The 23,130-nt window shown below is 62.8% G+C and carries 19 protein-coding genes, 1 tRNA gene and 1 pseudogene; 13 read left to right on the top strand and 8 right to left on the bottom strand.

Going from position 1 to position 23,130, the window contains the following annotated elements; genetic code table 11:
• Window positions 1-148: 148 nt before the first annotated feature.
• The 3 genes from NVS32_RS01825 to NVS32_RS01835 form a co-directional block, all read right to left on the bottom strand.
• The gene (locus tag NVS32_RS01825; RefSeq protein ID WP_258498463.1) at window positions 149-1,015 is read right to left on the bottom strand and encodes a carbohydrate ABC transporter permease; all 867 of its coding nucleotides are present in this window, start codon (window positions 1,013-1,015) and stop codon (window positions 149-151) included.
• On the bottom strand, window positions 1,015-1,917 hold the full coding sequence (locus tag NVS32_RS01830) for a carbohydrate ABC transporter permease (RefSeq protein WP_258498464.1): 903 nt from the start codon (window positions 1,915-1,917) through the stop codon (window positions 1,015-1,017). The genes NVS32_RS01825 and NVS32_RS01830 overlap by 1 nt, the downstream gene beginning before the upstream one ends.
• Window positions 1,918-2,006: 89 nt before the next feature.
• Window positions 2,007-3,347 (bottom strand): ABC transporter substrate-binding protein, encoded by a 1,341-nt coding sequence (locus tag NVS32_RS01835; protein ID WP_117651942.1) that lies wholly within the window; start codon window positions 3,345-3,347, stop codon window positions 2,007-2,009.
• Window positions 3,348-3,699: 352 nt separating this feature from the next.
• Between NVS32_RS01835 and NVS32_RS01840 the strand changes: the two genes are divergently transcribed.
• Window positions 3,700-4,419 carry a GntR family transcriptional regulator gene (locus NVS32_RS01840; protein ID WP_032110495.1) on the top strand — a complete coding sequence of 240 codons (720 nt, stop codon included), beginning with the start codon at window positions 3,700-3,702 and terminating at the stop codon, window positions 4,417-4,419.
• Here the strand turns inward: NVS32_RS01840 and NVS32_RS01845 are convergent.
• The 3 genes from NVS32_RS01845 to NVS32_RS01855 form a co-directional block, all read right to left on the bottom strand.
• Window positions 4,397-5,179: a metal-dependent hydrolase gene (locus NVS32_RS01845; RefSeq protein ID WP_258498465.1), complete on the bottom strand. Its 783-nt coding sequence runs from the start codon at window positions 5,177-5,179 to the stop codon at window positions 4,397-4,399. The two genes, NVS32_RS01840 and NVS32_RS01845, sit on opposite strands and share 23 nt — an antisense overlap.
• Window positions 5,180-5,200: 21 nt before the next feature.
• A complete protein-coding gene (locus NVS32_RS01850) occupies window positions 5,201-6,010 on the bottom strand; it encodes an HAD hydrolase family protein (protein ID WP_258498466.1) in 810 nt (269 codons plus the stop codon).
• A gap of 143 nt (window positions 6,011-6,153) precedes the next feature.
• Window positions 6,154-7,770: an alpha-glucoside-specific PTS transporter subunit IIBC gene (locus NVS32_RS01855; protein ID WP_258498467.1), complete on the bottom strand. Its 1,617-nt coding sequence runs from the start codon at window positions 7,768-7,770 to the stop codon at window positions 6,154-6,156.
• A 98-nt stretch (window positions 7,771-7,868) separates the two neighbouring features.
• Between NVS32_RS01855 and NVS32_RS01860 the strand changes: the two genes are divergently transcribed.
• From NVS32_RS01860 to NVS32_RS01885, 6 genes are all read left to right on the top strand, one after another.
• Window positions 7,869-7,943 (top strand) — tRNA-Gln (locus tag NVS32_RS01860).
• Between the two features lie 205 nt (window positions 7,944-8,148).
• Window positions 8,149-9,144, top strand: a complete 996-nt coding sequence (locus tag NVS32_RS01865) for a ribose-phosphate diphosphokinase (RefSeq protein ID WP_258498468.1) — start codon at window positions 8,149-8,151, stop codon at window positions 9,142-9,144.
• 4 nt (window positions 9,145-9,148) lie between these two features.
• Window positions 9,149-10,402, top strand: coding sequence for a chloride channel protein (locus tag NVS32_RS01870; RefSeq protein ID WP_258498469.1), 1,254 nt, complete (start codon window positions 9,149-9,151; stop codon window positions 10,400-10,402).
• 127 nt (window positions 10,403-10,529) lie between these two features.
• On the top strand, window positions 10,530-11,924 hold the full coding sequence (gene glmU / locus NVS32_RS01875) for a bifunctional UDP-N-acetylglucosamine diphosphorylase/glucosamine-1-phosphate N-acetyltransferase GlmU (RefSeq protein ID WP_258498470.1): 1,395 nt from the start codon (window positions 10,530-10,532) through the stop codon (window positions 11,922-11,924).
• A gap of 5 nt (window positions 11,925-11,929) precedes the next feature.
• Window positions 11,930-13,429 (top strand): alpha-amylase, encoded by a 1,500-nt coding sequence (locus tag NVS32_RS01880; protein WP_118078215.1) that lies wholly within the window; start codon window positions 11,930-11,932, stop codon window positions 13,427-13,429.
• An 80-nt stretch (window positions 13,430-13,509) separates the two neighbouring features.
• The gene (locus tag NVS32_RS01885; RefSeq protein ID WP_118100302.1) at window positions 13,510-14,550 is read left to right on the top strand and encodes an asparaginase; all 1,041 of its coding nucleotides are present in this window, start codon (window positions 13,510-13,512) and stop codon (window positions 14,548-14,550) included.
• A gap of 192 nt (window positions 14,551-14,742) precedes the next feature.
• On the opposite strand, the pseudogene NVS32_RS01890 reads toward NVS32_RS01885, so the two are convergent.
• Window positions 14,743-15,881, bottom strand: a pseudogene (locus NVS32_RS01890) (MFS transporter).
• Window positions 15,882-16,067: 186 nt separating this feature from the next.
• Here NVS32_RS01890 and pth point away from each other — a divergent pair.
• The 5 genes from pth to NVS32_RS01920 all read left to right on the top strand — a co-directional run bounded on the left by pth (window position 16,068) and on the right by NVS32_RS01920 (window position 20,625).
• A complete protein-coding gene (gene pth / locus NVS32_RS01900; RefSeq protein WP_032110504.1) occupies window positions 16,068-16,640 on the top strand; it encodes an aminoacyl-tRNA hydrolase in 573 nt (190 codons plus the stop codon).
• Between the two features lie 187 nt (window positions 16,641-16,827).
• Window positions 16,828-17,670, top strand: coding sequence for a sulfide/dihydroorotate dehydrogenase-like FAD/NAD-binding protein (locus tag NVS32_RS01905; RefSeq protein ID WP_032110505.1), 843 nt, complete (start codon window positions 16,828-16,830; stop codon window positions 17,668-17,670).
• Window positions 17,658-19,064, top strand: coding sequence for an NADPH-dependent glutamate synthase (gene gltA / locus NVS32_RS01910; protein WP_032110506.1), 1,407 nt, complete (start codon window positions 17,658-17,660; stop codon window positions 19,062-19,064). Before NVS32_RS01905 ends, gltA begins: the two co-directional genes overlap by 13 nt.
• Before the next feature lie 797 nt (window positions 19,065-19,861).
• Complete coding sequence (locus NVS32_RS01915; RefSeq protein ID WP_042088922.1) at window positions 19,862-20,338, top strand: ribonuclease domain-containing protein; 477 nt, start codon at window positions 19,862-19,864, stop codon at window positions 20,336-20,338.
• Window positions 20,339-20,346: 8 nt separating this feature from the next.
• Complete coding sequence (locus tag NVS32_RS01920; RefSeq protein WP_032110507.1) at window positions 20,347-20,625, top strand: barstar family protein; 279 nt, start codon at window positions 20,347-20,349, stop codon at window positions 20,623-20,625.
• 205 nt (window positions 20,626-20,830) lie between these two features.
• Here the strand turns inward: NVS32_RS01920 and NVS32_RS01925 are convergent, their stop codons facing one another.
• Window positions 20,831-21,826, bottom strand: coding sequence for a glycosyltransferase (locus tag NVS32_RS01925; RefSeq protein ID WP_032110508.1), 996 nt, complete (start codon window positions 21,824-21,826; stop codon window positions 20,831-20,833).
• Between the two features lie 142 nt (window positions 21,827-21,968).
• Between NVS32_RS01925 and NVS32_RS01930 the strand changes: the two genes are divergently transcribed.
• Complete coding sequence (locus tag NVS32_RS01930) at window positions 21,969-23,123, top strand: glycosyltransferase family 2 protein (protein WP_042088924.1); 1,155 nt, start codon at window positions 21,969-21,971, stop codon at window positions 23,121-23,123.
• Window positions 23,124-23,130 lie beyond the last annotated feature (7 nt).

Here is a 23,130-nt window from a genome sequence, read left to right on the forward strand (position 1 = left end):
GGATTCCTTCCTTAGGTCGCAGCCGGGGCCCGCGTCCCCACGATAGGCTGCATGTCTTTGAGGAGGTCCCCCCTCCGCGGGACCCAGAGCGGGTCCCGCGGAGAGAGTGGGAAAGAGGGGGCAAACTCAGACGTGCCCGGTCGTTGGCCTAGCCCTTGACGGCGCCGGCGGCAACGCCCTTGATGATGTACTTCTGGCAGGAGAGGTAGAACACGATGACGGGGATGATGGCCATGAGGATGATTGCCATGGTTGCACCCAGGTCGACCGTTCCGTAGCTGCCCTTGAGGTACTGGATCTGAATGGGGATCGTGCGGTACTGGTTGATGTCCAGGACCAGATACGGGAGAAGGTAGTCGTTCCAGACCCACATGATCTCGAGGATGCCAACGGAGATGAGCGTGGGCTTGAGCATGGGGAGCACAACCAGGAAGAAGGTGCGGATTGGGCCGCAGCCGTCGATTGCGGCAGCTTCCTCGATCTCAAGCGGAATGGACTTCACGAAGCCAACGAACATGAAGATTGCAAGCCCGGCACCAAAGCCCAGGTAGACAATGGGGATGGTGAACGGCGTGTTGAGCTTCAGGGTGTCGGCCGTCTTGGACAGCGTGAACATAACCATCTGGAAGGGCACGACCATCGAGAAGATGCAGAGCGTGTACAGAATCTTGCAGAACTTGGAGTCCACGCGGGCAATGTACCAGGCCGCCATGGAGCAGCAGATGAGAATCAGCACGGTGGAGAGCACGGTGATCAGGGCGCTGTAGCCAAACGCACTCCAGAACGGGTAGTTACCAAAGGTCATGCCGGTAATGAAGTTGGACCATCCGGCAAAGCTCTCGTCGGTGGGGAGGGCGAGCGTCTCGGTCTTAACGAAGGTGTTCAGCTTGAAGGAGTTGATCGCCACACACACAACGGGGAGAACCCAGACAATGCAGATAATGGTAAAGACGATGGTCAGGATCTTCTTGTGACGCGCCTCGGATGTGAGCGTCTGTGGCTGCTGGTTTGCCATTACTGTTGCACCTCCCTCTTACGGGTGTACGAGAGTTGCGCAAGGCCCATGGCTGCCACGAGGATGAAGAATATGACCGCCTTTGCCTGGGCAACGCCACGCGACGCACCGGTGCCAGAGTAGAACGTGTTGTAGATGTTCAGGGCCATCATCTCGGTTGTGTTGATGGTCGAGCCATCGGCAAGCTGCTCGTATGGCAGACCATCCGTGAGCGCGAGGTTCTGGTCGAAGAGCTTGAAGCCGTTGGTGAGCGAGAGGAACGTGCAAATGGTGATCGACGGCATGACGTTAGGGATAACCACCTTGAAGAGCGTCTGCGCCTTGGTTGCGCCGTCAATCTTGGCGGCCTCGATCATATCCTCGGGGACGGCCTGGATGCCGGCAATGTAGATGATCATCATGTAGCCGATCTGCTGCCAGCACATGAGGATAATCAGGCCCCAGAAGCCATACTTGGTCTCGAGGACCACCGAGGTGCCGTACTGCTGCAGGATGCCATCGAAGATCATCGACCAGATGTAGCCCAGAACGATACCGCCGATGAGGTTAGGCGCGAAGAAAATCGTACGGAAGATGTTGGAGCCCTTGATGCCCTGCGTGAGCGCGTAGGCAACGGCGAACGCAATCACGTTGATGAGGACCAGGCACACGATGGCAGTGAGCGCCGTATACCAGAAGGAGTGCTGGAAGGACTCGTCCGCAAAGGCGGAGGCGTAGTTGGAAAGACCGATAAACTTGGCGCTCGAAATGGTCTTAAATTTGCAGAAGGAAAGGTAGATGCCCTGGAAGAACGGCCACACGAAGCCAATGCAGAACGCGGCCGTCACGGGCAAAAGAAAGAGCCACCAGAAGCGTCTAGTCGATTTTATCTGGGAGCTCTGCTTTATGGCTTTGCTTTTCATGCTTTTCCACTCCCGCGTGAGAAAAGGAACGGGGACCAGGCGCCCTAATAACGCCTGGCCCCCGTATGCCAGTCAGAGGTCAGATGAGACTAGGCGTTCTCAGTCTTGTAGTTCTGAGCCCAGCCGTCGACGAATGCGGTCTTGAAGGTATCCCAGTTGGCGTCGGACTGATCCGCCGTGTAGGCGTTGAGCGCGGACACCAGGCCCTTGCGGTACTGGTCAACGTTGGGCTGGTAGTTGGTAGCCCAGTCCATGGTGTAGTTGCCAGCCTTGGAGAGCTCCTCGGCCTTGTTGAGGTAGCCGTTGTCGCCCTTGGCAGCATCGGTGTAGGGAAGGACGCCAAGCTGAGCGACCATTTCCTTGGAGGCCTCGGGGTCGGTGACGAGCCAGAGCCAGAAGTCCATGGTGGCCTTCTTGTCCTCATCGGAGGCAGCGTCGTTGATGGCGAGGCGGTTCTCGGTACCGCTGTTGAGACCGGCCTTCTCCTCGCCGGACACGCCGCAGTAGTACGGAATCATCGTGGTGTTCTTCTGGGCAGCCGCGATGGTGGCGTAGTCCCAGGAGCCGGTGAAGAAGAATGCGGCCTTGCCGGAGGTGAACTCGGTCGCAGGATCGTGGCCACCAGTGGAGAGGGTCGTGGGGTCCTCGGCGGAGTTGTTGATGGCCAGGTCGAAGATCTTCTTGTAGTTGGGGAGGTAGGTGCCCTTGATGGTGGCGGGAGTGGCGTCCCAGCCGCCGTCGTCCTTCTCCTCGTAGTAGTACTCGAGGTTGGCAAGGTGGCCAGTCACGCGCCAGGACGAGGCGTCATCGAGGTCGGTGGCAGCGAAGGCGTCAAAACCGAGGGTGGCGGCGTTCTTGTGGATGTCCTCGACGACAGCCTTCAGGGAGTCGAAGTCCTTGATGTCATCAACGCTGTGACCGGCCTTCTCAACCAGGTCTGCGTTCACGACGATGCCATAGGTCTCATAGCAGAGGCCGGCGCAGACCAGACGACCATCGGAATCCTTGTAGGTGTAGTCGGTGGTGGAGAGGGCCTTCTCGATATCGGTGCCGGAGAGGTCCATGGCGCTGGAACCCCACTCCTTGACGCCGGCGGTGGTGCCAATGTTGAACAGCGTGGGGGCGTCAGTCTTGTCCATCTCGGAGGTCATGGTCTGCTCGTAGGTGCCGGACGCGGCAGTCTGAACCTTGACCTTAACGTTGGGGTACTTCTCCATGTAGGTCTTGGCGAGGGCCTGGGCGGTCTCATCAAGCTCGGGCTTGAAGTTGAGCCAGTAGACGTTGCCGGAACGGTCATCAGTGCTGGAGCTGCTGGTGTCAGACGAGCTGGAGCCGTCGCTGCTGGAGCTGCCACCGCAGCCAGCGAGGCCAAGGACCGCCGCCGACGCCGCACCGAGCGTGATGAACTGCTTCCTCGAAATGTTCCCCATCGTGATCCTCCCGTTGCTTCCTGCTTGAACGACGTATCTCGTCGTTCTTGCACCTGTGCGGGGCCGATTGCCGAGGTTTTTCAGGCACCGCCCCGTTTCTCACCTATGACAATAGCGTGATGCATTTCTTGTTCAAACAAGTTTTGACTGAGCGGTATCTATTTTGTGGTGAACGGTAGGTATGAGTTGTCATACATCTATTGTTTTCGCAGGTAGATTGCTATATTGGCGCAAGCGGCCACCGGTTACTCGTCTAAATAGCTTTCAGGAGTTCTAGGATATCTGGTACCGCACATGTTCCGCTCCCGCCACGCCCCCTGGGCCCGGCGGTCCGCAAGCGAGGAGAGACCACATGCCTAAGGCGATCTTTGAGGGTATCTACCGCGACCTCAAGGGCAAGATTCAAGAGGGTACCTACTCGTACCAGGAGCTTCTTCCCTCCGAGGGCGAGCTCACGGCAGAGTATGGGTGCTCGCGCAACACGCTGCGCAGGGCAGTCTCCATGCTTGCAGATGACGCCTACGTGCAGCCCATGCACGGCCGCGGCGTGCGCGTGATTTGGCAGCGAGAGGCACACAGCGCCCAGGGATCCCTCGAGGGCGTGGAATCCTTTGGCGAGTACGCGCGGAGGAACGGCTTTGTGCCTGGTACGCAGGTCAAGTCATTTGAACATGTCACCTGTGGCGCAGGCCTGGCACGTCGCACCGGCTTTGCCGAGGGCGTCGAACTTGTGCGCGTGGTGCGCGTGCGCACGCTGGACGACGTCGCGCGCCAGATTGACCACGACTACTTCCTTGCCTCCGCCGTTCCCGGGCTTACCGCAGAGCAGGCCGAGAAGTCCGTCTACAGCTATCTCGAGCACAACCTGGGAATGCGCATCCTCACGAGCCGGCGCCGCATCACGGTGCAGCTTGCGACCGACGAGGATTGTAGCTACATGGACCTCGACCCCTACAACTGCGTTGCCGTGGTGGAGAGCCAGTCATACAACTCCGACGGCGTGATGTTCGAGTACACGCAGGTGCGGCACCACCCGGAGCTCTTCTGCTTCACCACCGTGTCGAGGAGGTAGCGGCGCGCCCGCATCGTAGGGATAACGCCACAGCGAGGGTTTCGTACGCACTTGCTGCTGCGACGGCCCTTGTGGCGCCAACCCAGCGCGCGCAAGCGCGCCCGGGACATCTCTGCGTGACGGTTACAGCCACCCCGCGAGCAGGGCAAACCACCGCGACAACGCCCAAGACGAGAAGCGCACCGTCCACCACGCCGGCGGACTTGCACAGCCCCAGCGACTGCCCCTTTGCAACGGGCCAAAAGAGCCGCTCCGGCATCTTGTTGAGAAGGTCAATCACCAGGTGTGAGAAGTACCCCACCGTCAATGCCAGGGCAATCTCCGGCACCGCAAGGTACGCCCCGCCAAAGAACAGCACCGCAGCCACAAGCGAGTGCGAGAAGCCCCTATGTCCGGAGGCCCGCCCGCAAGCAAGTACAGCAACGATAACGGCAATGCCGGCAACCTGATACACGCCCGCAGCGCGAACAAACGCCACCGTCTGCGCACCCAGATCTAGCCCCAGCAGGGCATCCGCCGCAAACGTCGCGGCTATCACAGCAACGAGAAGCCACCACGCCCTTCTCAGCTGACGCGAAGCCTCGCTCGTCGAAACATCGGTATCGGGGAGAAGGCCACCCGCCGCACCAGCGGCAAGACAGGCGAGCGCCGAAGCGTCTCCGGCAATCGTCGGCACCCCTGCCGTCAGCGCCGCAGGAACGTACTTTGCAACCACAAGCGCGGCCGCGGCCCCAACAGCAATGTGCGTCTTTCCCGTCATCGCGTCGGTAATCCGACGGACCTAGATGAGGCCCAGCGTGGCAAGGGCCGTTGCCACGCCGTCGTTATCTACCGTGTCGGTCACCATCGAGGCCGCAGCCTTTACCACCGGTGACGCATTACCCATGGCAACGGGCACGTCTACCTGCTCAAACAGGCTGAGGTCATTCTCGGAGTCACCAAAGCCGTAGGTGGTGCCCGCATCCCCCAGATAGTCGAGAATGGCTTTCACGGCACCACTCTTGCTGTTCTCCACAAGGCCGACCTCGCTGTTGCCAAGCTCGAGCTCCATAATCGAGAGGCCCACCGCTCCGGCAAGCCGGCTGACCACAAGCTTTGCCGTGGGCGTGGGCAGCACGACCTTGTGCGCACGTCCACCCGGAATGCGCTCAAGCGCCTCCGCAACGCTCGCTGGGGAAGGCCAATGCGTTCCAGCCGTGCCCCCGCGCACGTCAACAGAGCCACGCACAGACTCCAGCAGCGCACCCATGCCCGTCTCGAGAAGCACCTCGTCCACGCAGGCAAGCACCTCGGGTGGCAGGGCTACGTCGCGAAGTACGACGTCCCCTACCTTCACGTAGGCACCCGCAAGGCACGCCATTCCCGAGAAGGGCAGGGCAGCCATCTTGGGGTGAATGTCGAGCGGTGAGCGCCCCGAGCAGATGAACGCGCGGTTGCCCGCTGCCACAAAGCGCCTGATGGCATCTGCAACGATAGGGCTGGGAACCGGCGAGAGCTTGCGCTCCGTATCGCTCATGTGCTCGCGGGCAACCGGGTCGGTCCACCCCAGGGTCCCATCGATATCGAAGAACGCCGTCACGCACTCGGCCACGTTAGTCCCAAGCCTCTCGTTCCAAGCGGCGGAGTACGGACGGGCACGGCAGCAACACCGCATCTTCGCCGAAATAACTTGCTACCTTGTCATTCAACCACTTGTTTAAACTTCCAACAAGGTCGCGTTCTCAGGGGTGCCCCTCACCCATCGATGCCCAGGACCTTCTCGACGCGCTCTGCCACCTGCGTCACATTGAGACCCACGATCACCTGGACCGCACGGCCCGTGCACACGGCACCCCTCGCGCCAGCGTCCACAAAGGCATCGCTCTCCGCGACCTTCTCGGGATCGCGCACGCCCACCCGCAGACGCGTGGCGCAGCTGGTAATGCCCTCGATGTTCTCGGCGCCGCCGAGAAGCTCCACAAGTCGCAGCGCATAGGCGTCCTCCTGGTGGGCGTCGAGCTTCTCGCTCTCGACCCCAAGGCGCTTGCCGTCCTGCGCGCGCGGCATCCCGTGGGCGTCTCGGTACTCGTCCTGCGTGTGCAGCCGTACCTCCTCGTCGCTCGCCCTTCCGGGCGTCTTGAAGTCAAAGCGCAGGATGAGGAAGCGGAAAACCAGGAAGTATATGACCGTGAAGCACAGGCCAATTGCCAGCGCCACAAGATAGGTCTGACCATGTGTGGCGGAGAGGGGCACAAAGTCGAGCGAGGACATCTCGATGAGGCCGCCCGAGAAGACGCCTACCACGCCAAAAGCGTTCATCGTCATGGAGAGGCAGGCGGCAAGCGCCGCGTGGGCCACAAAGAGCTGGGGCGCCACAAAGAGGAACGTGTACTCGATGGGCTCGGTCACGCCACAGAGCACCGAGGTCAGCGTCACGGGAACGAGAAGCGCCAGCACGCGCTTGCGGCGCTCGGGCTTGGCGGTAACGTAGAACGCGGCGGCGATGCCAGGAATGCCAAAGAGCTTTGACCAGCCCGTGGCCGTGAGTGACGCCCACGGTGCGAGCTCCGCAAGCGGGCGCGCGGAGGCCGCAAGGCCCGGCAGGGCGTTTGCCCAGGCAGCGTAGATGCCTCCCTGCACAATCACGTTATCGTAGTAGAAGGGCGCGTAGAGCAGGTGGTGCAGGCCAAACGGAATGAGCACGCGCTCAAGGAAGACGAAGATTCCCACACCCGCCGTGCCGGCGTCGAGGATGACCTGCTGAAATACGTGCATGCCCACCTGGACCTTGGGCCATACCAGCACCACCACGACAGCAATCGGCAGCATCACGATGAACGAGACCATGTACACAAAGGTCGAGCCGGAGAAGACCCCCAGCCACTCTGGCAGGCGCGTATCGAAGAAGCGGTTGTGGAGCGAGATGACCACGCCAGAGATGAGAAGTGCGCCGGCAATGCCCATGTCCAGCGTGCGAATGCCTGCAATGGTCGCGATGCCCTCCGCGCTCCCGGCGCTGGCCGAGAAGTCAACGCCCAACTCGGGCGCCCAGGCAGAGAGCATCGAGCTCACAAAGTAGTTGAACGTGAGGTAGGCGACAAACGCCTCGAGGCAGCAGCGGCCCGCTTGCTTCTTGGCAAGGCCAATGGGAAGCGCCACGGCAAAGAGCAGCGGAAGCTGGTTGAAGACCGTCCAACCGCCGTCGAGAATCACGGTCCAGCACTTGGTCCAGGTGGTGCCGGCCGCCGCGATGGGCCCCATGATGGACTCGGTGGTGAAGAGCGTTCCCAGACCCACCACGACCCCCGCAAAGGCGAAGAGCATGGCGGGCGTGAAGAGCGCGCCGCCAAACCGCTGGATGGCCTTCATCATGATGTGATCCCCCTCTCGGCACGAGAGCGCACGGCGCCTCGCGCGGCCACACTCTGATACACTAGCCGAGAAGCCCGCTTAGCGGGTGGCACGCTCACTGGGGTATCGTCCAACGGTTAGGACACGGGTTTTTGGTGCCTGGAATGTGGGTTCGAATCCTACTACCCCAGCCATTTTTCTTCTCGCATTTGCCTTCACCTGGTACAAAAGCTGGGATGCATTGAATTCTCCGCGAACGGTAGAGTGACGCCCCTCGCCTTGGGATACCCATGAAACGCGCGTGTAATGTGGCGGCAGGCGCTTTGGCTGCGCTATCATCGTTGCGGCACGAACAGCCTGAATAGCCGGGATAGGTCCCAGACGGAAGGACGGCAGTCGATGTACGAAGACCTGAGCAAGCCCACCACCTACCAGAAGGAAATCAAGCTTTACTCCGGTACCAGCAACCCCAAGCTCGCCCAGGACATCGCAGACATCCTCCACCTCAAGCTTCAGGGCCTCAAGATCGAGAAGTTCGCCAACGGCGAGATTTATGCCCGCTTTGAGGAGTCCGTCCGCGGCGACGAGGTCTTCTTCATCCAGACCATTGCGAGCAAGAACGTGAACGACCTCATCATGGAGACCCTCATCGTGGCCGACGCCGCCACCCGCGCAAGCGCGGAGAGCTTCACGGCGGTCATCCCCCACTACGGCTACGCTCGTCAGGACCGCAAGGCCTCCAGCCGTGAGCCCATCACCGCCCGACTGGTGGCAAACCTCCTCGAGGCCGCCGGCGTTGACCGCGTGATCACGCTCGACCTGCACTCAGGCCAGATCCAGGGCTTCTTCGACATTCCCGTGACGCACCTCACCGCCCTGTACAACTTTGGCGACTACTTCAAGACCAAGGACTTCGACTGGGACAACACCGTGGTCGTCTCGCCTGACATGGGGCGCGCCAAGGTTGCCAAGAAGCTTTCCGACTACCTCGGCTGCGAGGTCGCCATTGCCCACAAGAGCCGCCCCAAGCACAACGCCGCCGAGGTCATGGGCGTCATTGGCGACATCGTGGGCAAGACCTGCATCATCAACGACGACATGATTGACACGGGCGGCACCCTCGTGGGCTCCATCAACAAGCTCAAAGAGATGGGCGCGGGCGACATCTACGTCTCTGCCACCCACGGCATCTTCTCCGGCCAGGCCGTCGAGCGCTTGCAGAACGCACCCATCGTCGAGTGCGTGGTCACCGACGCCATCCCCTGCGAGGCCGCCAACAAGCCTGGCTCCAAGATCAAGCAGATCAGCATCGCCGAGCCCCTGGCAACCTGCATCTACAACGTCTACACCAACAACTCGGTCTCGCAGGGCGCAGCTGGCCACTCCGAGGTCTAGACGCATGCCGGACGAGAAGCCCAAAACACACAAGAGGATCATCGACGCCGCGGAGGAGGCCCCCCGCGGCGTCGCTCTGTTGCGCGCGGCCCTTGTTCTGCTGCTCTGGGCACTCTTGGCGGGCGTGGTAGTGGGCGCGGGCTGCCTCGCCACATTGAAGGCGGTCGACCTGCTCCAGGAGGTTGTCTGGGAGGGCGTCGCCGAGGCACTCCCCCAGCCTCTGGGCGCAGTGGCACCGGTGCTTCTCTGCACCCTGGGTGGCGTCCTCGTGGGCGTTGCCACCAGCCACGCGGGCTTCTCGCTTGACACCCTTGGCGTGGTGGTTGGCCACTGCCGCACCGAGGGCGACTACCAGGTGAAGAGCTGGCCATGGGCGCTGGTGCTCTTTGCGCTGCCCATTGCCTTCGGCGGCGCCGTTGGCCCCGAGGCCGGTGTCTCGGGCTTCACCGCAGCGCTGGGCACCATGGCAATGCACGGCATGCGGCGCTCTGGCGTGGCTGCGGCGCGCAACGCCTCGCACCCGCTCGTTGCCGCGTGGAAGGCACTCTCCCCCGCCGCAAGCGACGAGGGACGTCGTTACAGCCGCGGGCCACGAGCCCTGCTCTGGGCAATGGCCGCCGCGGGCTTTGTGCTCGGGGCACTCGGAGTCTCCCACCTCTTTGGCCCTGGCTCCGGCTTCCCGCGCTTTGATGCCATCGACTACCTGGGGCTGGGCACCAATGCGCTGTGGGCGCTCCTTGCACTTCCCCTTGGGTGGGTGCTCGCGCGTGTCGCCGCGTACGCCGGCAAGGCGGCAAAGTTGGCGTGCGGCCGCATGAAGACCGTTCCCAAGGCCATTCTCTGCGGCGTTGTCCTGGGGCTTGTTGCCATGGCGCTGCCGGAGGTGCTCTTCTCGGGCCAGTCCGGCACGGTGGTCCTTCTCGGCAGCTGGCAGGACATGAGCGCCGGGGTGCTGCTTGCCACCTGCGTGGCAAAGCTTGCCCTGACACAGCTCTGCGAGGAGACCGGCTGGGTTGGCGGCGAGTTCTTCCCCAACATCTTCTGCGGCGTTGCCGCCGGATACGCGGTTGCCGCCATCACCGGAGGCGACCCCATGCTCGCCGTCGCCCTTTCGACGGGCGCCCTGGTAGGAGCCGCAACCAGAAAGTGGCTGCTCTCCACCTGCGTGCTTGCGCTCTGCTTCCCGCCCGCAAGCCTGCCCGTGGTGGCGCTTGCGGCGTTTCTCGGCGCAAAGGCCAGCGGACATTCGCGTAGCTAGTGCCATGGCCGGCGCTGGCCCTCGGGCCCTGCACATGCCTGAGCTATCATGGGACCGTCATGTATCTTCCCGGCACTCGCCGGAGCGGCCAGAAGGCCCAAAATCACTACGAACACAGGAGGCAGCCATGCCCGTCACCGCGATCGTCCTTGCCGCCGGCGAGGGAACGCGTATGAAGTCTCACCACCCCAAGGTCATGCACAGGGTCCTCGACAAGCCTCTTGCCTGGTGGGTCGTCGATGCCGCCCGCAAGGCAGGCGTTGATCGCATTGTGCTGGTGGTGGGCAACGGAGCCGACGAGGTTCGCTCGTACTTTGCGGACGAGAAGGACGTCGAGTTTGTCGAGCAGACCGAGCGCCTGGGCACCGGCCACGCCGTGCGCGTGGTGCGCGACGCCCTCGGCGGCTTTACCGGCCCCGTGGTAGTTCTCAACGGCGACCTGCCGCTCGTTCGCCCCGAGACCATATCGGCCCTGGTCGACGCCACGCGCACGGGTCACAATGCCTGCACGCTGCTCACCATGACTCCGCCGGATGTGACTGGCTACGGCCGCGTGCTCATCGAGGACGGCGGCGTGCGCGCCATCATCGAGGACAAGGACTGCACGCCCGAGCAGCGCGCAACGCTCCTCGAGTGCAACGCCGGCGCCTACTGCTTCTGCGGCGAGCGCCTCTCGACCAACATCGACAAGGTCACCAACGACAACGCCCAGGGCGAGTACTACCTCACCGACATGGTGGGCATCTACGTTGGCATGGGGGAGCCCGTCTCGGCCGTCCACTGCGACGACTACGAGGAGCTTCTCGGCGTGAACGACCGCGTCCAGCTGGCGCAGGTCACCAAGATCATGCAGCGCCGCATCAACGAGGGCCTCGTGCGCTCGGGTGTCTCGATGCTTGACCCCGACCAGGTCTGGGTTGGCCCCGAGGCCATCGTCGGGAAGGATACCGTCCTTCTCCCTCAGACCTTCCTCTGGGGCAAGACGTCCGTGGGTGAGGCATGCACCGTTGGCCCCAACAGCCGCCTTGAAGATGCTACGGTGGGCAACAACTGCACCGTGGACGAGACCGTGATCGTTGACTCCGCCATCGACGACGACGTCAACTGCGGTCCCCGCGCCTACCTGCGCGGCCACACCCACCTGCTGCGCGGCGCCAAGGCCGGCACGCACGTGGAACTCAAGAACTCCGTGGTGGGCGAGGGCTCCAAGGTGCCGCACCTCTCCTACATTGGCGACACGCAGATGGGTGCCGGCGTGAACATTGGCGGCGGGTCCATCACCTGCAACTACGACGGCGTGCACAAGAGCCACACCACCATCGGCGACGGCGCCTTCATTGGCTCTGACACCATGATGGTGGCGCCCGTCAACATCGGTGCCGGCGCAATCACAGGGGCCAGCTCCTGCATAACGCACGACGTGCCCGACGACGCCCTCGCCATCGAGCGCAGCCAGCAGAAGAACGTCGAGGGCTACGCCATCGCCCGCCGCGAGCGCCTGGGCATCAAGCCTCGGAAGTAGCGCCCATGGCGATCAACACGAAGAACGGGCTCATGCTCCAGGCCTTCTCCTGGTACCTCCCAGCAGACGGCCAGCACTGGCGGCGTCTCGCCAAGATGGCCCCGCGCTTCGCGGAGGAGGGCTTTACCTCGGTGTGGATGCCGCCTGCCTACAAGGGGCAGGCGGGCGCCGAGGACGTTGGCTACGGCGTCTACGACCTCTGGGACCTGGGCGAGTTCGACCAGAAGGGATCCGTGCGCACCAAGTACGGTACGCGCCACGAGTATCTGGCGGCCATTCACGCCATCCAGGAGCAGGGCGTCAACGTGCTGGCAGACGTTGTTCTCAACCACCGCATGGGTGCCGACGGCACGCAGCTGGTGCTGGCACAGGAGTGCGACGCCCAGGACCGAACAAAGTCCATTGGCGAGCCGCGCGAGATTCGTGCCTACACGCGCTTCGAGTTCCCGGGGCGTGCCGGAAAGCTTGACCGCTACCAGTGGGGCATCACGGACTTCACCGGCGTCGACTACGATGAGCTCGAGGGCACAACCGGCGTCTACCGCTTTGTGGGCAAGGAGTGGTCCCACGAGGTGAGCGACGAGCTTGGCAACTACGACTACCTCATGGGTGCCGACGTCGACCTCGACGACCCCCGCGTGCGTGCTCAGCTGGCCACGTGGGGCGCTTGGTACCTGGGGCTCACGGGCGTGGACGGCGTGCGGCTTGACGCCGTGAAGCACATGAGTCGCTCGTTCTACCTCGATTGGCTTGCCCGCATGCGCGAGAAGACCGGCAAGGAGCTCTTTGCCGTAGGCGAGTACTGGTCACAAAACGTGGGCGAGTTGCGGGGCTACCTGGGACGCGAGGGCGCCATGAGCCTCTTTGACGTGCCGCTCCACTTCAACTTCTACCACGCGTCCACCGCCGGTGACGACATAGACCTCACTCACATCCTGGACGGGAGCCTGGTGAGCGTGGACCCCATCCATGCCGTGACCTTTGTGGACAACCACGACACCCAGCCCGACCAGGCCCTCGAGTCCACAGTTGAGCCCTGGTTCAAGCCGCTTGCCTATGCGCTCATCCTGCTGCGCGAGGCAGGCTATCCCTGCGTCTTCATGGGCGACCTCTTTGGCCTCCCCAACGACCAGATTCCCGCCGTCCCCGAGCTTGAGCTGCTCATGGAGGTACGCCGTCGCTTTGCCTACGGCGAGCAGCGCGATTGGTTTGACGAGAAGGACCTTATCGGCTGGACGCGCGAGGGCACGGCGCGGCACGGCGTCTCCGGCGCGGCGGTGCTTCTCTCCACGCGCGCGGGCAACGCAACAAAGCTCATGTGCGTGGGTGCGGGGCACGCGGGTGAGACCTGGCGCTGCGTGCTGGGCGTCGACGGCACCGTCACAATTGACAGCGAAGGCTGGGCGGAGTTCTCCACCGGCGGCGCGCGACTGACGGTCTACCTGCCTGCGGCGACGGCGGACAAGCTGGACAGCATCCCTATCCTGGTGAGGCCGGAGGCGTAGGCGCCGGACTGCGGGCCGCCGCCTGGCGGCCGATCGCCGTCGCTTCTCGGCAGTGGCGCACTTCTCGAACGGAGCAACGCATGAAGAGGATCCTCATGGTGGCCACGGGCGGCACCATTGCATCCATGCCCGAGGCAGACGGCACAGGCCTTGCCCCTGCACTCACGGGCGAGGAACTGGCCGGCTACGTTCCGCAGGCACGCGGCCTGTGTGACCTGGACATCGTTCAGCCCATGAACATCGACTCGACCAACATGCGCCCCAGCGACTGGAAGCGCATAGCCGCCACGATCATGGATGCTTACGACAACTACGACGGCTTTGTGGTGCTGCACGGCACGGACACCATGGCCTACACGGCGGCGGCCCTCTCCTACCTCATCCAGGGCAGCCCCAAGCCCATTGTGCTCACGGGCTCGCAGCAACCCATGGCAAACCCCTTCACCGATGCCAAGCTCAACCTGTACCAGTCGCTGCTCTACGCCACCGACGACGACTCGCACGACGTATCCATTGTGTTTGGCGGCTCGGTCATTGTGGGGACGCGCGCCCACAAGCAGCGCACTATGAGCTTCAATGCGTTTACCAGCGTAAACTACCCGTTGCCCGCCATCATCCGCAACGACCGCATCGTGCGGGAGGGCCGAGAGGGAATGACCATCCCCACTGCAGCGGGCACGCCCGTGGCGGCACGGGCAGGACGGCCGCGCGTCTACGATCGGCTGGACGAGCACGTGGTTGTGGTGCGACTCACGCCGGGCCTGGGACCGGGGATCCTCGACGCGCTGGGACCAGACTACGACGCTGTGATTCTCGAGACCTTTGGCATTGGCGGCATCCCGGAGTGCAAGGGCGCCCACTTCGAGCAGGCGATCTTTGACTGGATTGACTGCGGAAAGACTATCGTGCTTACCACGCAGGTCTCGGAGGAGGGCCTTGACCTGGGCGTCTATGAGGTGGGGAGCGCGTATGCCAACGAGCCGGCCATCCTCCGCGGTGACGACATGACCACGGAGGCCCTGGTGGCAAAGACCATGTGGGCGCTCGGCCAGACACGCGAACCGGCCGAGGTGGCAAAGCTCTTCTATCGGCCCGTGAACCACGACCGCGCCGTGCGGTAGGAGACGGCGCTAGAGGGCACGTTCCGAACGCGATGGCATACGCAGGTCTCGCCCCGACGCCAACGGCAACAGTCGCCGAGGAGGCGTCATTGTTGCGTTTTGCATCACCTTGGCCCCTCCGGAGACAAAAAGTCGCCGGAGCGCTTGTTTGACGCAATCGGCAACAATAGCAGCCTCCCGGCGACGCCATCCCTATCCGCGCGACTCCTCGCGCTTCGTGAGCGCCAGCGTGACACCCACCAGCGCCGCTGCCACCACGGCGAGCACGGCCCCCACCAGGCCAACCGCGCGGATCCCCGGGCCAGAGACCACGACGCCTCCCACAAAGGTGCCAAAGGCAATGCCCACGTTAAACGAGAGCGGTTCGAGCGAGCTGGCCAGCGTGAGCGCCTTGGGGTAGCGCCTGCGCGCCACGTCCATGAAGTGGGACACGCTGGGAATCGACGCCACGTACATGACCAGTCCCAGCAGCATCACCAGAACCAGAGAGCCCGGCATCGACGAGCCCGCCACATACAGCCCCGCGAGAATCGCAGCCTGGGCGAGAAAGACCGCAACCAGCGCCTTAATCCCAAAGCGCATGTCGACCCAGCCGCTCAGCAGGTTCGAGCCAAACGTGATGACTCCGTACACCACGAGCGCCCCGCTCACGGCCACGGCATCCATCCCCAGCACCTGCTCCATGTACGGCGTTACATAGCCGTAGAACGTGTACACAGAGCCAATGCCAAACACAAACACCAGCATGCCCGCAATGATGCTGGGCTCGCCAAAGAGACGCGCCTGCTCACGTGCGGTTGCAGGCTCGTCGGTCTTGCCGCTTCTCGGCATGAACGCGGCGAGAAGAACGCTGGCCACAAGCGAGAGCGCAAACGCTCCATGCATGGCAACGTGCCAGCCAACCGTGCTCGCAAGGATCTTGCCAACGCTCGTCGCCACAATAAGCGCCACCGAGTAGCTGGCGTACACCAGCGTGAGCGCGCCGGACGACCTCTTGGCACCCACCAACTCGGGGACGAAAGTCACGCCAACCGCCAGCAGCGCTCCGGAGACCGACCCCACAACACGCGCGCCGCAAGCAGCACGCCAAAGCTTGGCGCGAACGCCGAGAGCGCATTGCCCAAACAAAAGAGGACCAGGTAGACCAGCATGACGGAGTAGCGCCTAAAGCGGCCCGTCGCCAGGGCGAGTACCGGCGTCATCACCGCGTACGGCAGCGCAAAGAGACTGATGAGCTGGCCGGCAGTGGCAAGCGAGACGCCCATCTCCTTTGCCAGGTTTGACTCGATGCCAATCACGATGAACTCCGAGCAGCCCAGCGCAAAGCCCATGAGCACGAGAAGGGCCACGCACAGACGCGCACGGCCCGGCGTAACGCCAGTCACAGTCTCTTCCACGAACAAATCCCCCTCAGAAGGCGGCAACAGCCGAGAAGCCTAGCACGCGCTTCTCAACGTTGCCACACCGCTTGCGTTACCCTTACCGTAACCGCAAGCAACCATGACGAGAGGAGCGTCATGTCCGCGCGTCCCAAGGAGATCCGGCTCGTGTGCGGCCTGGGCAACCCCGGCCCAGAGTACGAGCGCACGCGTCACAACATTGGCTTTGCCACCGTCGACGTGCTGGCCGAGCGCGCCGGCACGCGCTACTGGAAGAGCGAGGCCGGCTGCATGGTTGCCCGTGCCCTCATCGGCGGACGCGAGGTCATTCTCGCCAAACCGCAGGACTTCATGAACACGAGCGGCGGCCCGCTCTCCAAGCTCATGCGACAGGAGCACGTGACCCCCGCAGAGATCCTGGTGGTGCACGACGAGGTTGACCTTCCCGCGGGAGAGGTGCGCGCCAAGTGGGGCGGCGGCCTTAATGCCCACAATGGCCTGCGCTCCATTGCTAACAAGCTCGGAACGAGGGACTTCTCGCGCGTTCGCTGCGGCATTGGTCGTCCGCCCGGAAAGATGCAGGTGGCAGACTACGTCCTGCGCGAGCTCAAGGGCGGTTTCCTGGACGAGTTCCTCATTCTGGCCCAGGACGCGACGTCTCTCTGCGAGCAGGTCGTGAGAGACGGTATGCCCGCGGACGCCCTACGCTAGCTCCGGCAACGAGCAACCGCTCGCCTCAAAACCTGCTGCGATAAAAAAACCTGCTGCGATAAATCATGTAGGCGCTGTTGAGGGTAATCTACAGTTCAACCAACAATTAAACTAAGACGTTGGTAGGCCTTGGGCATCTCCGCTCGGGGTCAAGTCTGAAGCGGCTTTAGGAGAGGAGTCAGGCTTCATGTATAAGATCCTCGAAAAGACGCAGTTCTCGGAGAAGGTGTTCAAGTTCCGCATCGAGGCGCCGGAAATGGCCAAGCACGCACACGCTGGCCAGTTCCTCATGGTTCGCGCCAACGAGACCGGTGAGCGCGTGCCGTTCACCTTCGCGGACTGGAACCCCGAGGAGGGCTGGGTCGAGTTCATCTTCATGGTGGTCGGCAAGACCACGAAGATGCTCTCTACGTACGAGCCCGGCGACGCCATTCTCGACGTCACCGGCCCGCTGGGACAGCCCACGGTCATGGCCCCCGGGACCACCTGCGTCATTGGTGGCGGCGTTGGACTTGCCATCGCGTACCCCGTTGCGCGCACGCTGGTGAAGACCGGCCACGAGGTTCACGCCATCATGGGCGCCCGCACCAAGGACCTGCTTCTTCTCGAGGATCAGTTCCGCGAGCTTCTGCCCGACGACCACATCCACATCACCACCGACGACGGCTCCTACGGCGAGAAGGGCGTGGTCACTGCCCCGCTCGAGCGTCTGCTCCAGGCCAAGGCCGTCGACGAGGTCTTCTGCGTTGGCCCCGTCCCCATGATGAAGTTCTCCACGCTCACGGCCGAGAAGTACGGCACCCCCATCACCGCGTCGCTCAACCCCATCATGGTCGACGGCACGGGCATGTGCGGCTGCTGCCGCGTCGAGATCGACGGCAAGACCAAGTTTGCCTGCGTCGACGGTCCCGACTTCGACGCAACCAAGGTCGACTGGAACGACCTGCGCGCGCGTCAGGCTGCATACCGTACCGAGGAGGGCCAGGCCCTCAAGGCCTATGAGGAGGCGAACTGCGCATGCCACAGGTAAACGGTCGCTTTGTTCCCGACATGAAGTCCCCGCGCACCCCAGACAACGAGGAGCCGGCGGAGGAGCGTGCCCACGACTTCCGCCCCGTCGACAAGGGCTTCACCAAGGAGATGGCGCTGGCCGAGGCTGAGCGCTGCATGGACTGCAAGAAGCCCCTCTGCGTCGAGGGCTGCCCAGTCAACATCAAGATCCCTAAGTTCATCGAGAAGATTCGCGAGCAGGACTTTGGCGCCGCTCTCGACATCATCCACGAGGACTCGATGCTCCCCGCAATCTGCGGCCGCGTGTGCCCGCAGGAGAACCAGTGCGAGGGCCGCTGCATCCGCGGCAAGAAGTCCGAGCCCGTGGCCATCGGCCAGCTCGAGCGCTTCCTGGGCGACCAGCCCGAGCTTGCCAGCAAGCCGCAGATGAAGCCCGCAAACGGCAAGAAGGTCGCCGTCATTGGCTCCGGCCCCTCCGGCATCACCTGCGCCGGCGAGCTTGCGCGTAACGGCTTTGACGTCACTGTCTTCGAGGCATTCTTCACCGGCGGCGGCGTGCTTGTCTACGGCATTCCCGAGTTCCGTCTGCCCAAGGCAGTCGTCAAGCGCGAGATCGACGGCCTCAAGGAGCTGGGCGTCAAGTTTGAGTTCAACTCTGTTATGGGCAACCTGGCCAATGCCGACGAGCTCCTGGGCGAGAAGGGCTTCGATGCCATTTACGTGGCAACTGGCGCCGGCCTGCCTAAGTTCCTCAACATCCCCGGCGAGAACCTGCCCAACGTGTACTTCGCCAACGAGTACCTCACCCGCGTGAACCTCATGAAGGCGAACAAGTTCCCCGAGTACGACACCCCCACCAAGCACGCCAAGCAGGTCGTGGTCTTTGGTGGCGGTAACGTCGCCATGGACGCTGTCCGCACGGCAAAGCGCCTGGGTGCCGAGCGCGCCATTATCGCTTACCGCCGCACCGAGGCCGAGATGCCCGCCCGTCGCGCCGAGCTTCACCACGCCAAGGCCGAGGGCGTCGAGGTTATGCCGCTTGTCTCGCCGCTTGAGTTCATCGCTGGCGAAGACGGCAACGTGTGCGCCGTGAAGGTCCAGAAGATGGAGCTGGGCGAGCCCGACGCCTCTGGCCGTCGTCGCCCCATCCCCATCGAGGGCGCCATCGAGGAGATCCCCTGCGACGTGGCCATCTCCGCCATTGGCACCAACGCCAACCCCTTCGCCAAGAAGATTGGTGGCATGGACCTCAACAAGTGGGGCTACATCGTTGCTGACGAGAACGGCCGCACCTCCAACCCCCGCATCTGGGCTGGCGGCGACATCGTCACCGGTGCCGCAACGGTCATCCTGGCCATGGGCGCCGGCAAGACCGCCGCAGCAAGCATCACCGAGACGCTTACCGCCGAGTAGCACAGCGCTTCTCGTAGGTTTTGCCGCGTTCGCGGGCCCCAAGGCCATCTGGCCTCGGGGCCCGTTTCTTGTCTGCGGTAGCCCCCGCGGTGGAGCCTCGCCTCCAAGACACCCAAATGCAGCGGAAACCTGCGGCTTAGTTGCAGCTGGGCTCATGCGATGCCGAGAATAACTGCAGGCAGATGACTTGCGGCTTTCTCAGGCACTGCTATTAAGCCGCAGGTTTTCTCAGTGGGCGAGCAACGCACGGCGGGATGGAGCATCGCCGCGCAGAACTATCCCCAGCAGTCGTTTTCGCACGAAATTCTTGGGTCAGGCTAGCTGTAACTGGGCAAACACCGTAAATATCAGGAATTACGTTCAATAATTGGCGTCCTCGGCCAGCGAGTTGCAGAGCCCTCGGCTTGCAGGAAAGCGGCGCACGATTGAAAGCTCGCTGCACTAGTGCACGAAAATGGCCTATCGGACGGGATTTTTCTTCCGGCTGCACAAAAGGGCCCTATCGAACGGTTTCCTCCACGCATCCTCATCAAAAGTTGAATATTATTTGCATGAATATACATATTTCTATGAATATATGCAATTACATGCAACGTTGATTTGAAGTTTGATGTCATTGCGCGGGGGGCACCGTTCGATAGGGCGTTTTTGTGCATCAGTCTCCATAATCCCGTTCGATAGAGCGTTTTTATGCAGCCAGCGGGGAATCACGTAGCTTTGGGACACCCGCTGCAACGACCCGGAGACAGCCCACATACAATCGAGAAGAACCAAACGCCACGCCGCAGGGAGGACCCTTGGGAAAGCTTCACGACCTTGCACATGCGCTCGCCATCACGCTCACGGCAGTAGTGCTGAGTCTCTCTCTTGCTGCTTGCGGCAGCGGCACCGCTCAACAGGCGGATTCCCAAGACCAGCCGCAAGCCACCGCAATCTCCCGCGACGGCAGCTACACCAGCAAGGAGGACGTGGCACTCTACCTGCACACCTACGGAGAGCTTCCATCAAACTTCATCTCGAAGACAAGGGCCCGCGAGGCAGGGTGGAACCCGCAGGAGGGCAACCTCGACAAGGTCTGCCCGGGCAAGAGCATTGGCGGCAGCGTCTTCTACAATGATGACGGTGCGCTGCCGGACGCTCCGGGACGCACCTGGCACGAATGCGACATTAACTACCAGGGCGGGCATCGCGGTCCAGAACGCATTGTGTACTCCAACGATGGCCTCGTGTACTACACGCCAGACCACTACCAGACCTTTGAGCAGCTCTACTAGGAGGAGCCGTGGCAACCGTGAAGATCCGTGAGGCAAGCGATGCCTCTGAGCAGGAGATATTCCAGCAGATTGCAAAGAAGCTCAGGTTTCCTAGCTACTTTGGCAATAACTTCGCCGCGCTAGAGGACTGCCTTGGCGACATGACCGAGAGCACCCGCGTCGACGTCGTTCGCTACCGCGACGACCCCGACCCAAAGCGCCGGGCGTTTTTTGGGACCCTCTGCGCCGTGGTAGCTCGAGTGGCGCTTGAGAACCCCAACGTCCACCTTACGATGTACGAGAAGTAATCGCACGAAGCACAAGCGGCTGACCAGCGGCGTTGTCTTTATTGCGAAGAGCCATGGGACGCACGGTAACCGTTCCACACGCCGCGCATGTCACCCCAAAGACAACGATGCCAAGCGCGTAAAGGCCCGTCCCCTCGCTTGTCAGGCTGCGGTAAGGCAAGCGTCACAGTTCAAATAAGCCTCAGGATGCAGGTAGCGCCAACGCCTACGCCAAGGGCGGCATGGGCTTCCAAGCGGGATCGTGCAGCGCCTTCTTTGAGTCGCGATACCCCGCCCAGAGCCTGGCCCAGCTGGGGCCAAAGTGGCCTCGGTCAACCAGAACCAGGCGCAGGAACTCCTTTGCAAACGAGAGGAACGTGCCAAAGCCATACCCTACGGGGTTGTAGTCGCCGTGCAGCATGAAGTAGCGCGCCATGTATCCGCGGTTGCGCATGATGTAGTAGCGGGTCATGTCGGAGGTGGAGGAGATCTGCCGCACGCCAGACGCACCAACCTCCTGGTGGCGCACCTCGCGCGTACGCCGCAGCACGTAGTCCGGCACCAGCACGGGCTGGCACACCTTGCTTGCCAGGTAGCCGTAGATGGCGTCGTCGTAGTAGATGAAGAAGCGGTAGTCGGGCAGCCCGATCTTCTCGACCACGCAGCGCCTGAACAGGGCGCCCTCGAAGCACATGACGTTTACGTCCAAGTGATCGGCACCGTTGAAGCCCGCGCGCGAGAGCGGGTTGTAGATGCACAGTGACGTCATGAAGTGGTGCTGCCAGAAGAAGGGCGTGCTGTCGTAGTCGTAGCGCTGGCCCTGCACCACGTCGTAGTGGGCCGACCACGGCTCCAGGCGCTCCAAAGCCTCGGGGAGCACGGCAACGTCGTCGTCCATGACCCAGAACCACTCGGCCCCAAGCTCGAAGGCACGCCTCACGCCTTCTGAGAAGCCACCAGAGCCGCCGGTATTGGTCTCTTGCGGGTCGTAGACCACGCGCTCCGTGCCGCCGTCAGAATCGGGCTCTGAGGACGTCTGACCCCACTGCTCCGTAAGGCGTGTGGAGAAGTCTGCCACCATCTGCGCCGTCTTGGTGGAGTTCTCGTTGTCCACCACCACAATGCGCCATGGCGCCACCGTAAGCCCCGCAATCGAGTCAAAGAGACACCCGAGAAGCTCCTGGCGCTTGAAGGTTACTATCACGATTGCGAGACGATCCATATCCCATCCAAGGCTGCGGTTGTCGGCATGACATTCGTGGCACGTCCCGGGCGGGCGAGCAATGCGCCAGCACCGCGTCGAGTCACTGTATTATAGGGTACGGCCGCGGACGCACCGTGGCGGTCGGCGGCAGGGAGGTCACGTGGAAGCCACGAAACCAGAAAGCAGGACGTCCAAGGACAGCAGGCGCTTCTCGCACAAGGTGTCGGTGGTGGTCCCCACCTACAACGTGGAGCGCTACCTAGACCAGTGCCTCACCAGCATCCAGATGCAGCCGTTCGCGAACATCGAGGTCATCTGCGTGAACGACGGCTCGACAGACGGCTCGCTGGACATCATGCGAGAGCATGCCGCGCACGATCCCCGCGTACGCGTTATCGACAAGCCCAATGCCGGATACGGGGCCGCGTGCAATACCGGCATTGATGCCGCCACCGGCGACTACGTGGCCATTGTCGAGCCGGACGACTACCTCACGGGCGACATGTTTGGCGACCTTCTCGCCTTTGCAGACTCGCTCGACGGAGGCCCGGTTGACATTGTGAAGTCGTCCTACTGGCGTATCTTCAACGCCGGCACCCCCAATGAGCTGCGCACGGTTTGCCTGTACCAGGACCGCGTGAACCCACCGAGCCAGCCCTTTGCCATTGGAGACGGCGTCGCCCTCCTCGAGCACCACCCCTCAATCTGGACCGCGCTCTACCGCAAGGCCTTTCTGGACGAGAAGCACATCCGCTTTCGCGAGTACCCGGGCGCCGCCTGGGCCGATAATCCCTTCCTGGTGGAGACGCTCTGCCAGACGGATCGCATAGCCTACGTAAACCGCCCCTACTACAACTACCGCGAGGACACAGAGGAGAAGCTCGTCGCCTCCACGCGCCGTGACCCCCTGCTGCCAATTAAGCGCTGGAACGACATGCAGGATATCGTCGAGAGCCTGGGCGTCACGGACAGGCGCGTGCTCTCGGCGCAGACCAAGCGCGGCATCAACTACTGCGGGCTCACCATCGACGCGGTTGGGCTGGACCATCCTGGCGTGCGCGAGGCGGTCACAGCCGTCTACCAGCGGCTCGATTACGACTTGGTGATGGAGCAGCCGCTTGTGACGCCAGCCGCCAAGCGGCTCTACTGCGAGCTCACGGGCCGGCCAGACCCTAAGATTGGCCGCCTCTCGATGCTGCCAGCCGCCGCAAGCGAGGTGTGGTATCGCCTGCGACACACAAGCCCCAGCTACACGTGGTTCTCGATCACGAGCTTCATGCGGCACCGCAGGGGTCGCGCCGGCGAGGGCGAGTAGCAGCGGC

Source organism: Tractidigestivibacter montrealensis, from assembly GCF_024741235.1.
Taxonomy (GTDB): Bacteria; Actinomycetota; Coriobacteriia; order Coriobacteriales; family Atopobiaceae; genus Tractidigestivibacter; species Tractidigestivibacter montrealensis.